At 32.0% G+C, this 12,741-nt stretch carries 9 protein-coding genes; 6 read left to right on the top strand and 3 right to left on the bottom strand.

The window, feature by feature from the left end:
- Positions 1-9: 9 nt before the first annotated feature.
- The 3 genes from Q4Q35_RS11570 to Q4Q35_RS11560 all read right to left on the bottom strand — a co-directional run bounded on the left by Q4Q35_RS11570 (position 10) and on the right by Q4Q35_RS11560 (position 3,185).
- Positions 10-423, bottom strand: a complete 414-nt coding sequence (locus Q4Q35_RS11570; RefSeq protein ID WP_303278132.1) for a DUF6855 family protein — start codon at positions 421-423, stop codon at positions 10-12.
- A 186-nt stretch (positions 424-609) separates the two neighbouring features.
- Positions 610-2,844, bottom strand: coding sequence for a multiheme c-type cytochrome (locus Q4Q35_RS11565; protein WP_303278131.1), 2,235 nt, complete (start codon positions 2,842-2,844; stop codon positions 610-612).
- A 104-nt stretch (positions 2,845-2,948) separates the two neighbouring features.
- On the bottom strand, positions 2,949-3,185 hold the full coding sequence (locus Q4Q35_RS11560) for a hypothetical protein (protein WP_303278313.1): 237 nt from the start codon (positions 3,183-3,185) through the stop codon (positions 2,949-2,951).
- Positions 3,186-3,332: 147 nt separating this feature from the next.
- Between Q4Q35_RS11560 and Q4Q35_RS11555 the strand changes: the two genes are divergently transcribed.
- The 6 genes from Q4Q35_RS11555 to Q4Q35_RS11530 all read left to right on the top strand — a co-directional run bounded on the left by Q4Q35_RS11555 (position 3,333) and on the right by Q4Q35_RS11530 (position 12,667).
- Positions 3,333-5,285, top strand: coding sequence for a peptidylprolyl isomerase (locus Q4Q35_RS11555; protein ID WP_303278130.1), 1,953 nt, complete (start codon positions 3,333-3,335; stop codon positions 5,283-5,285).
- Between the two features lie 4 nt (positions 5,286-5,289).
- Positions 5,290-6,141: a peptidyl-prolyl cis-trans isomerase gene (locus tag Q4Q35_RS11550; RefSeq protein WP_303278129.1), complete on the top strand. Its 852-nt coding sequence runs from the start codon at positions 5,290-5,292 to the stop codon at positions 6,139-6,141.
- Position 6,142: 1 nt separating this feature from the next.
- On the top strand, positions 6,143-7,558 hold the full coding sequence (locus Q4Q35_RS11545; protein ID WP_367892742.1) for a peptidylprolyl isomerase: 1,416 nt from the start codon (positions 6,143-6,145) through the stop codon (positions 7,556-7,558).
- 4 nt (positions 7,559-7,562) lie between these two features.
- On the top strand, positions 7,563-8,516 hold the full coding sequence (locus Q4Q35_RS11540) for an AAA family ATPase (protein ID WP_303278127.1): 954 nt from the start codon (positions 7,563-7,565) through the stop codon (positions 8,514-8,516).
- Positions 8,517-8,527: 11 nt separating this feature from the next.
- Positions 8,528-9,691 (top strand): acyltransferase family protein, encoded by a 1,164-nt coding sequence (locus Q4Q35_RS11535; RefSeq protein WP_303278126.1) that lies wholly within the window; start codon positions 8,528-8,530, stop codon positions 9,689-9,691.
- A gap of 201 nt (positions 9,692-9,892) precedes the next feature.
- Positions 9,893-12,667: a bifunctional aconitate hydratase 2/2-methylisocitrate dehydratase gene (locus Q4Q35_RS11530; RefSeq protein WP_303278125.1), complete on the top strand. Its 2,775-nt coding sequence runs from the start codon at positions 9,893-9,895 to the stop codon at positions 12,665-12,667.
- Positions 12,668-12,741 lie beyond the last annotated feature (74 nt).

The following is a 12,741-nucleotide window of genomic DNA, read 5'->3' as shown; positions in this document are numbered from 1 at the left end:
ATTTTGGTTTTATAGTGCTTTCATTTTATTATTTCTTTTTTCATGTGTTACCTCTGCAAGTCCTAACGCTTCCATTAATGGCGGTATGTACATTCCAAATCGTCCTCTAAAATTCTTTTTTAATCCATACCAACCACCTAAGGGATTGCTTGAAGAGCGCCCCCAATGTTCAACCGTACCTTCTTTAGTAGCCACTTTTTCATCTTTACTTCCTAACTCTATCCAATCTCCATGTTTCTTAAGCATTTCGTGCAGATCATTTAAGCATCTAATATCGTAATGGAGAATAGTTTTACCAACAGTACAAACCAGTATCTCTTTTCCATCTTTTTCATCAACATGCATTGTGTATTCAGATGATAAAGGAGGTGTTTTTAGTTTTAAGGGTGTTTCTTTTGTTCCAATTTTTTCCTTGTAATTCATTTTTAATAATTTTTTTGATTAAAACAAGAAGCAATGTATAAGATATATTTATATACTATTTTTTGCTGTGTTCTAAATATAATTAACTTTTGCAAATCTTAGATTAATTGATCCCGCGAAAGCGACTATTTGTGTTATTAAAAATAATATTTAGAGCACCAAATTACATTAGAAACTTTTCATTCGTTATTTTAGGCTTTCCAGAATTTGTTTGTAATTAGCATTACTAGGTGCTATTTGAATAAGTTTTGAGCAAGTGATGTATGCTTTGTCATTCTGCTTTAAATTAATTTCACCAATTAGTTTTACATATAACAGATTTTCATTTTCGGGGAAAAAACCTAAAGCTTTATTAATAATTTCTATCGATTTTTGGTTTAAATTTTCTCCTTGAAGTTTTAAAGCGTAATTATAAAAAGCACGAATATTAACAGGTTCTCTCTTGCATGATTCATCCAGATATTTTAAAGCATTTTTGGTGTCTCCGATTTCGTTAAACAATAACCCTAGCATATAATAAGAATTGCTATACTCCGGTTCTAATTCAATAACTTTAAGATAAAGTTCTTTTGCTTCCTCTATATTCCCCTGTTTATACACTAATAAAGCCAGATTCATTCTAGATAAATTATAACGATTATCTATTTCTAAAGATTTTCTATAAGCTTCAATAGCTAAATCTGTACGGCCTTTCATCTCATTATAAATGGCAATATGATGTTGACCGGTAGCAAAATCAGCATTCATATCCAGTTCTTCTAAATATTCTTCTTCAGCTTTTTTAAAATCGCTATTGCTCGACATATTAGCTCCTATACTGTTAAAGTATTTTACAGCAGAGGTTCTTACTAATCTAATAGAATCTTTTAATAAAGGTTCAATATCTGCATGATAATTTTGATCACCAATTTTTTCAAAAGAACGCACCGCTTCATGTCGAACAAGAATAGAAGAATCTTTTAGAAATTTTCTAACATCATTAATTTCTTTATACGATAGTTGATTGTTTGTATATAGGTACAAAGCAGTTGCTCTAGCAATTTCTGGAAATTTATCTTGAGACAGTAATGTGTATAAAGCGTCGTGGTTACCATGAGCCCCCTCAAGGAGATAATTAGAAAAATGATCAGGGCGTTTGGTACCATATTTAGAGTTAATAAATTCACTGGCCCACTCAGGTGTTTTGTCTTTATGACACCCATTACAGGCATTAGGAGTACCGTATTTTACAGATTGATCTGGTCTTGGAACTCTAAAGCTATGATCGCGTCTAAAATCATTACCCATATATACTTTACCGGTCATATGACAATTAATGCACTGAGACCCTTCTGTGTTTGCTTGGTGATAATGATGCGACTTACTGTCATATTTAGGTTCATGGCATGATAAACAAAGGTTGTTCCCAGTTTTTTTAAGTTTTAATGAATGGGCATCATGGCAATCGGTACAAGTAACATTGTTTTGATACATTTTACTTTGCATGAAAGACCCATACACGTAATCCTCATCTTTTATTTGACCATCAAGTTCATAAATAGGGTCAATAAGTAGACTAGGATTGTAATGGTCTAAAAAATGCCCTTCGTAATCGAATTTTTTCGTGATTTGCCCTCTTCTGGAATGACACCTTGCACATTTTTCGACGAGGCTTTTTTGAGGTAGTGATTTGCTCATATGCAATTTTGGAGGCACAGCATCTTTATTGTCGTAATTTTTATAAAATGAGACATGATTACTGGCTGGCCCATGGCAGGCTTCACAACTTACATTAATCTCGCTAAAAGTAGTGTTGAAAGTATTCGTTTTTGAATCAAAATTTTTCTCAAGATTTGTGGAATGGCAGTCTGCACAAGCCGTATTCCATCTCATGGCACCTCCCGTCCAGTTTATCCACTCATCATGAGCCAATTCTAAATTAGGTTGTAAATGAAACCACTTATTCTTTTCAGTATCCCATGCAGTTACTAAACATTGGTAAGCACCATCGGGAAATTTAACAATATATTGTTGTAAAGGAGTTACTCCAAAAGTGTATACTATTTTATAATCGCGATAGTCGCCATTTTTATCAGCAGTATTTACATAAAAACTGTTTTCCCGTTTAAAAAAAGTATTTTTAACGCCTTTGTGCTCAAAGGTTTTGTTGTTAAAATCACCTAAAATAGTTGTAGAGTCGGCAATTTTCATAGCCTGTTCATGATGAGAGCCATTCCAGCTGTCATACTCTAATTTATGGCATTCTATACAAGCCTCTTTACCAACAAATTTAGCATGCTCTGTTTTTTGAAGAATATCACTTTTAGGCTGATATTCATTCTTTTTACAAGCATAAACTAAAAAGAATATTATAAGAATGTAATATACTTTTTTTAAATAAAGGTTGTTTTTTTTACAATCGAAGGTTTTTAAAAAACTCATTATGTGTAATTAGAAACGATATATTAAAATTATATTTTTCAATAATACTAAAAGTAAATTTTAATCATAGGGTTTTATTAGATAATATAAGCGAATGTTGTTAATTAGCTGTCGTAAACCTGCCCGCGATGAGGTTTTAAAGCATCTCTAATAGGTTTCATTTTATCTTCATTAACGATTAAAAAAGCTATAGAATGTACATCATTTAAATCTTCGACACCAGTAATAGAAATATTTAGGTTTTCTAATTGAATATATTCTTTTAAATGAATTTCATGATGTTGTGCTATTTTAGAAGCATTGGGCCCATGAAAATCCCAAATAAGTTTTAGCTTACGCATATGCAAGGAGAGTAGTAAATTGTTATTCAAATATAATTTAAAAAACGTAATAATGGGATTTTTTAATCGTTTATAAAACAACTTGTAATATAGGTTTATATTACTATTTTTGTAAACCATTGAATAATTTTCAAATTTTCACTTTTCATGCAATTAAGATATAAATTTACTTTAATATTAATTACATTAATATTAAGTGTTAAAGCACAATCTGTAGAAAAAGATGTTCTTTTTTTCGTTGATAATGATCCTGTTTATATATCAGAGTTTTTAAGAGTTTATAACAAAAACCTCGATTTGGTTCAAGATGAATCTCAGAAAGATGTTGATGAGTATTTAACACTTTTTACCAATTACAAATTAAAATTAAAAGAAGCCAGAGCTTTAGGACTTCATAATAAGTCTACTTACAAAAGAGAGTTGCTTAATTATAGAAAGCAATTAGCAAAAAGTTTTATGACTGATACTAAGGTTACGGAAGCTATGGTTGAAGAAGCTTACGAACGAATTTCTTATGAAGTCAAGGCAAATCATATTTTAGTTAAAGTTGAAGAAAATGCAAGTCCAGAAGATACACTTGTAGCTTATAATAGTATTTTGAAATTTCGAAATAGAGCCTTAAATGAAGGTTTTGAAACAGTTAGGAAAGAAGTACATAACGGGAAATCTGTTTTTGGTGAAGAATTAGGTTATTTTTCTGGTTTTAGAATGGTATATAAATTTGAAAATGCTGCTTTTAATACAGGTGTTGATGAGATATCGAAACCTTTCAGAACGCGTTTTGGGTATCATATAGTACATGTTTTAGATAAACGTAAATCCAGAGGAGAACGTACTGTAGCCCATATTATGATAGTTGAAAAAAAAGGCGATTCTTTAGCAGAAAAACCAAAAGTTAGAATTCAAGACATTTACAAAAAAATAAATCAAGGAGAAGATTTTGAAGCTTTGGCGAAGCAGTTTTCCGACGATCAAAGTTCGGCTTCCAAAGGAGGATTATTAAAATCTTTTTCGGGCGGACAATTGGGCTCGCAGGAATTTGAAGATGTCGCTTTTGGTTTAAATAATATAGATGACGTATCTGAGCCTTTTCAAACTAAATATGGGTGGCACATTGTAAAGCTAATAGGAAAAAAGCCGATACCGACCTATGAAGCTATTAGACCAGAATTAGAAGAGAAAGTAAAACGAGATGATCGATCTAAATTAATTGATGAAGCTTTATATAAATCATTAAAGACTAAATATGGCATTGATGATAAACAACCAGCATTAGATTATTTTGAGTCTATACTTAGTGAAGATTATTTTAAAAGGACATGGCGGTTACCTAATGGATTTACAGAAGATAAACCATTGGTCAAAATTGGTGAAAAACAGTTTTTATATAAAGATTTTGGAAACTATTTATTTGAAGCACAACGTAGAAGAGGGCAAAAAGGATCATTTAAATCTATTGTTTTAAAAAAATATGAAGAGTTTTTACATAGCAATTTAGTTACATACCAAGAAGACAATTTAGAAAATGATAACGAAGAATTTGCTCATATCGTTAATGAGTACAGAGATGGTTTGCTATTATTTGATTTGATGGAAACGACCATTTGGAATGTAGCTAAAACAGATTCTGTAGGTATTCAAGATTTTTACAAAACGCATAAAAATAAATATGTACTACCCCAACGAATAGATGCAGTAGTGGCCTCTTCGTCAAAACAGAAAGTGTTAAAAAAGGTGGCTAAGTTATTAGAAAAAAACATGGCATTAGACCAAATAAAAACACTTGTAAATAGTAATGACAAAGTTGAAGTGATTTTTACTTCGGGTATTATGGACGCCAATCATCAAGCACTTCCTAAATCTTTTCAATTTAAAAAAGGTATTTCAAAAGTTTATAAGCATAATGAAGCTTTTGTAATTGTTCAAACCAAAGAAGTATTGCCGAAAACACCACAAACCCTTGAAGAAGCTAAAGGAATTGTTATAAACGATTACCAGGCTTTTAAAGAAGAAAGTTGGTTAAAAGATTTGGGCAATAAGTATAAAATACAAATCAATCAAGACGCTTTAAATAGTATAAAAACTCAAATTAAAAAGTAAATAGGTGCGCGTTAAAATTATCATATATTTTTTGTTGTTAACGGCTCTCTCTTGCAACTTTTTTAAAAAAACAGATGAGCAAACACCTATTGCCAGAGTAAACGACTCCTATTTGTATTATGATGATATTAAAGATTTGGTGTCTGATGATACATCAAAAGAAGATAGTACGCTTGTTGTACAAAATTTTATAAATCGTTGGGCAACGCAACAGCTATTTGTAGATGGAGCTATGCTTAATTTAAATGAAGAAAAGCAAGAAGCATTTGATAAATTAGTGATTCAGTATAAAAACGATTTATACACAAAAGCATATATAGAAGCTTTAGTTAAGAAGAATATAGATACAATAATTAACACGAAAGAAGCCCAAGATTATTACAATGGTAATAGAGAAGTTTTTAAACTAAACGAAGAGCTTCTTAAATTCCGTTATATACATGTAGATGAGAATATTATCGATTTTGATAATATTAAAGAAAAATTTAAACGTTTTAATAATGAAGATAAAAGGGAGTTAGACTCTATATCTATACAGTTTAAATCCTATTCATTAAACGATTCAATTTGGATAAAATTAAGTCAAATGATTGATAAAATTCCAGTGGTAACTGCCGAAAATAAAAATCAACTGTTAAAAAAATCTAATTTTGTACAACTCAAAGACTCATTAGGAGTATATTTGATGCAAATTAATGATGTTTTATTGAGAAATGATACAGCTCCTCTAGAGTATGTTAAACCTACCATAGATCAAATAGTTATTAATAAAAGAAAACTTGAGCTTATTAGAGAATTAGAAAAAGACATAACAAAAGATGCCATTAAAAATAAACAATTTGAAATTTACAATTAATTTGAAACATATATCAATTTTATACATAGCCTTACTAGTTGTAAATGTTATGTCTGCGCAGGAAATTATTGAGGAAGACGTTAAAAAAGAGGACGTTAAAAAAGTAGATTCAACACTTACTAAAAATGCTAAAAAAGTTGATGGGGTAGCTGCTGTTGTAGGCGATTTCATTATTTTAGATTCAGATATGCCAACACAAAGAGAGCAAATAATAGCATCTGGAGGTTCGCTAGAAGGCGTTACAGACTGTCAATTATTAGGTAAGTTACTGGAGGATAAATTGTATACGCACCATGCCATTCAAGATAGTGTTCAAATATCTAATGCAGAAATTCGGCAACAAGTAGATTACCAAATTCAGCAATTTTTGCAATCAACCAACGGTTCTATGGAAAAGCTTTTGGAAATATATAAAAAAGAAGATGAAGAGAGTTTTAGAGAAGAAATGTTTGAAATAAATAAGAACAATCAATTAGCGGGAAAAATGCAAGCTAAAATTGTTGAAGAAATTGAAGTAACTCCAGAAGAAGTTCGCATATTTTTTGATAAAATACCGGAAGATAAACGACCTATTTTTGGTACCGAACTTAAAGTAGCACAAATTGTTGCAAAGCCAAAAGTATCTGAAGAAGAGAAACAAAAAGTTATTGACCGCTTAAAACAATTCAAGGCAGATGTGGTTGAAAATGGTGCTAGCTTTCGTTCAAAAGTTGTGCTTTACGGACAAGATCCAGGCATGAAAGAGGCCAATTATATATATACACTGAACAGAAAAAAGCCTATGATGGCAAAGGAATTTAGAGAAACTGCCTTTACGCTTCAAGAAGGTGAGGTTTCAGATCCTTTTGAAACAGAATTTGGTTATCACATTATATATTGTCAAAAAATTAGAGGTCAGGAATACGATGTAAGCCACGTTTTGCTATTTCCAAAAGTGTCGAGTGAAGCTATAAAAGAAGCAAAAAGTCGTTTAGAAAAAGTGAGACAAAGTATCGTTAGTGGTGATATTACGTTTGCAGATGCAGCAAGAGAATCAAGTGACGAAAAAGAAACCCGTGGAGACGGTGGGCAACTTATTAATCCACGAACTCAAGATTATAATTTTGATTTGACAAAAATGGGACCAGAACAATATGCCCAAATTCAGAATTTAAAAGATAACGAGGTTAGTCAGGTTTTTACCGAACAAGATCGTAAAGGAAATGTTTCATTCAAGATTATAAAGGTTACAGACAGAATAGATGAGCATAAAGCCAGTTATGCAAGAGACTTTTTGAAAATTAAAGAATTAGCACTTCAAGAAAAACAAATAAAAGCTATTGAAAAATGGCAGGAAGAAAAAATGTTAGATACTTATATAAAAATTAATGGAGATTTTAGAGACTGTGAATTTTCAGGTAATTGGTTAAAAAAATAAATATATGTCTGATGTAGCTGCCATCGAACAATTTGTAAAACAATATAAGGATTTAAAAACTGAAATAGCCAAAGTTATTATTGGGCAAGATACAGTTGTAAATCAAATTTTAATTTCTATTTTTTCAGGAGGTCACTCGTTATTAATAGGTGTTCCAGGCTTAGCAAAAACCCTAATGGTTAACACCATTGCACAAGCATTGGGGTTAGATTTTAAGCGTATTCAATTTACTCCAGATTTAATGCCAAGTGATATATTAGGCAGTGAGATTTTAGACGAAGACCGTCATTTCAAATTTATAAAAGGGCCTATTTTTTCAAATATCATTTTAGCCGACGAAATTAATAGAACACCCCCTAAAACACAAGCAGCTCTTTTAGAAGCTATGCAGGAAAGAGCAGTTACCGTAGCTGGGCATCATTATAAATTAAGTTTACCATATTTTGTTTTAGCAACGCAAAACCCTATTGAGCAAGAAGGAACGTATCCATTACCTGAAGCTCAATTAGACCGATTTATGTTTGCAGTTAATTTAGATTACCCTACTTTTAAGGAAGAAGTAGAAGTTGTTAAAACAACCACAACCGATACACAGGCTAAAGTGAATGCTTTATTTTCGGCACAGCAAATAATCGATTTTCAACATCTCATTCGTCGTATTCCCGTAGCAGACAATGTTATTGAATATGCAGTAACTATGGTAGGTAAAACAAGGCCAAATAGTGATGCAGCCTCAGACTTGGTTAAGACATATATTGATTGGGGAGCTGGACCCAGGGCCTCACAGAATTTAATTTTAGCAGCTAAAACACATGCTGCAATTAATGGCAAATTCTCTCCAGATATTGAAAATGTTCAGGCCGTAGCGAATAGTATTTTAAGACATAGAATTATTAAAAACTATAAAGCAGAGGCAGAAGGTATTTCAGAAGAAGATATTATTAAAAGCCTGTTTTAAATTTTTGTACATTGAATTCATCGATGTATGTAAATAGCAAGCATAGAATTTTTGGATTAGATATTATTAGAGCATTAGCAATTCTATTGGTTTTGTGCTCACATTCTACACTATTACTTTTCCCTAATAAACATAATATATACCTAACGATCGTCCAGTTTTTTGGAACAGTAGGAGTAGATCTTTTCTTTGTTTTAAGTGGTTATTTAATTGGAGGGATTTTGTTAAAACAAATTAATGAAGGGAACGTAAAAATCAATGATTTTTTATATTTCTGGGTACGAAGATGGTTTAGAACCTTGCCAAATTATTTTTTAATTCTCATTTTAAACATACTTCTCTTTTATTTTCTGCACGAAAAAATTATTGAGAACGTCGGTTACTTTTTTGTTTTTTTACAGAATTTTTCAAGTCCACATCCAGATTTTTTTACAGAATCATGGAGTTTGTCTATTGAAGAATATGCTTATATAGTTGGGCCTTTAATATTATTTGTTTTATTATCACTCTTTAAAAATGGCGCTAAAAAACAGTTGTACTTAGCGATGTCTTTGGTCGTAATAATTGTAATAACTTTTTTGCGTATAGATTATCATACCAGCCATGATATCATTTCGCATCATGATTGGAGTCAGCATATAAGAAAGGTCGTTGTTTATAGAATGGATAGTATATATTATGGATTTTTGGCTGCTTATATAGCACAATCGTATAATTTAATCTGGAACCGATATAAAAAATGGTTTCTAATAATGGGAGTATTGTTATTTTTGGTATTACATTGCTGTATTTTCTTATTTAACATGCAACCAGAAAACCATCAGTTATTTTTTAATATTTTTTACTTACCCCTATTATCGATAAGTTTATTGTTGTTTTTTCCTTTTTTTAGTAATTGGAAAAAAGGAGGACTTTTTAAGCATACCATCACTAAGATAAGTGTCTTGTCCTATGCTTTATACCTTATTAATTATTCATTAGTGCTACTTACAATTCAGAATTTTATTAACGTAGAAGATGCATCATTGACGGTTAACTTTTTAATTCTTTTACTGTATTGGTTTTCATCATTTGGATTATCTCATTTACTATTTAAATATTTTGAAATACCAATGACTAACTTAAGAGATTCAAATTTTATCAAAAAAGATTTATTTAAGAAGAATACTTATTAAATTGTCATTTTTTTCCAAAAAATAATGATAAAAAGCAAATCATATTAATTAATAATGCCACAATAATAAATTACTATTGTAAGTGCATGTATTACATGGTTTATTTTTAAAACTTTGCATTAAATTCGTATTTTGCGTCGCTTTTCGAAAAAAATAACATTACTTTTTTCAAGCCACATTAACATTGAAAACATATATTTTATGAACTATAACGATTACATCAAGGAGATCGAAGAAAGAAAAGCTCAGGGACTTCACCCTAAGCCAATTGATGGGGCTGAATTGTTAAGCGAAATTATTTCGCAAATTAAAGATTCAGACAATGAACATAGAGAAGACTCTCTAAAGTTTTTTATTTATAACACCTTACCAGGTACAACAAGTGCTGCAGGGGTTAAGGCTAAGTTTTTAAAAGAAATTATTCTTGGTGAATCTGTTGTTAAAGAAATTACACCTGCTTTTGCATTAGAGCAATTATCACATATGAAAGGAGGCCCTTCAATTGAAGTGCTTCTAGACTTAGTTTTAGGAAGTGATGCAGCTATAGCTGCTGAAGCTACCAAAGTTTTAAAAACTCAAGTGTTCTTATACGAAGCAGATACAGAACGTTTAGAAGCTGCTTATAAAGAAGGAAACCCTATTGCTAAAGAATTATTAGAAAGCTATGCACAAGCAGAATTCTTTACAAAACTTCCTGAAATTGATGAAGAGATTCAAGTCGTAACTTATATTGCTGGTGTAGGTGATATTTCTACTGATTTACTGTCTCCTGGTGCAGATGCACATTCAAGATCAGATCGAGAGTTACACGGTCAGTGTATTTTTGAGCATAACAAAGACATGCAAAAAGAAGTGTTGGCTTTAAAAGAACAGCATCCGGATAAACGTGTGATGTTAATTGCAGAAAAAGGCACCATGGGAGTGGGATCCTCAAGAATGTCGGGTGTAAATAATGTAGCATTATGGACAGGAGTATCATCAAGTCCCTACGTGCCATTTATTAATATTGCGCCAGTAATAGCAGGAACAAACGGTATTTCTCCAATATTTTTAACTACAGTTGGAGTAACCGGAGGTATTGGTATTGACCTTAAAAACTGGGTAAAGCAAAAAGATGCAGAAGGAAATACAATTGTTGATGCAGATGGAGAGCCTGTTTTAAAACAAGAATATTCTGTAGAAACAGGAACTGTTCTAACTATCAATACAAAAACTAAAAAGTTATATAACGGAGATAAAGAATTAAAAGATATTTCAGCAGCTTTAACACCACAAAAAGTGGAGTTTATTAAGGCTGGTGGATCTTATGCAGTTGTTTTCGGTAAAAAACTACAGACATTAGCTGCTAAAATTTTAGGAATTGAGGTGCCTCAAGTATATGCTACATCAAAAGAAATTTCTATTGAAGGGCAAGGTTTAACAGCAGTAGAAAAAATATTCAACAAAAACGCAGTAGGAACGACGCCAGGTAAAACGTTACATGCAGGGTCCGATGTTCGTGTTGAAGTGAACATTGTAGGGTCTCAGGATACTACAGGGTTAATGACGTCTCAAGAGTTAGAAATGATGGCAGCAACAGTTATTTCTCCTATTGTTGACGGTGCTTACCAATCAGGGTGTCATACAGCATCTGTTTGGGATAACAAATCTAAGGCTAACATTCCTAGATTAATGAAGTTTATGAATGACTTCGGATTAATTACAGCTCGTGATCCTAAAGGAGTATATCACGCCATGACGGATGTAATTCATAAAGTATTAAACGATATTACAGTAGGAGATTGGGATATCATTATTGGTGGAGACTCGCACACACGTATGTCAAAAGGAGTTGCTTTTGGAGCAGATTCAGGAACTGTGGCTTTAGCTTTAGCAACTGGAGAAGCAACAATGCCAATTCCCCAGTCAGTTAAAGTAACTTTTAAAGGAGATATGAAAAGCTATATGGACTTCCGTGATGTGGTTCATGCAACACAACAACAAATGCTAAAGCAGTTTGGTGGAGAAAATGTATTTCAAGGAAGAATTATTGAAGTACACATTGGTACTTTGACGTCAGACCAAGCCTTTACATTCACAGACTGGACTGCAGAGATGAAAGCGAAGGCTTCCATCTGTATTTCAGAAGATGAAACTTTAATCGAATCTTTAGAGATTGCAAGAGATCGTATCCAAATCATGATTGATAAAGGTATGGATAACCAAAAGCAGGTACTACAAGGTTTAGTAGATAAAGCTAATACTAGAATTCAAGAGATTAAGACTGGAATAAAACCAGCCTTAAGACCAGATGCTAATGCTGAGTACTACGCAGAAGTTGTCATTGATTTAGATGAGATTGCAGAACCAATGATTGCAGACCCAGATGTAAACAATGAAGATGTTTCAAAACGCTATACACATGATACAATCAGACCATTATCTTATTATGGAGGAACAAAGCAAGTAGACCTTGGATTTGTTGGGTCTTGTATGGTTCATAAAGGAGATATGAAAATTTTAGCTCAAATGTTAAAAAACATTGAGGCACAACAAGGTAAAGTTGAATTTAATGCACCATTAGTAGTTGCGCCACCAACCTATAATATTGTTGATGAGTTAAAAGAAGAAGGAGACTGGGAAGTATTAGAAAAGTATTCAGGATTTGTATTTGACGATAGCGCACCAAAAGGAGCTGCACGTACTAAATACGAAAACATGTTATACTTAGAACGTCCGGGGTGTAACTTATGCATGGGTAATCAAGAAAAAGCAGAACCAGGTGATACTGTAATGGCTACTTCTACGCGTTTGTTCCAAGGAAGAGTGGTAAAAGATTCTGGTGAGAAAAAAGGAGAATCTTTATTATCATCAACACCAGTAGTCGTATTATCTACAATTTTAGGTAGAACACCTACTATGGATGAATATGAAGCAGCTGTAGATGGTATTGTTTTAACCAGATTTAAGCCTTCTCAAAAAGAGTTAGTTTTATAATCTAATCAGATTATTCAAATTATATAGAGCCCGAGTTTTCCAACTCGGGCTTTTCATTTATGATATAAGGGCTA

Origin of the sequence: Flavivirga aquimarina (assembly GCF_030540835.1) — a bacterium.
In the GTDB taxonomy this organism is placed as follows: domain Bacteria; phylum Bacteroidota; class Bacteroidia; order Flavobacteriales; family Flavobacteriaceae; genus Flavivirga; species Flavivirga aquimarina.
Note: the sequence above shows the minus strand (reverse complement) of the source record. Positions and strands in the feature narration are given on the sequence as shown.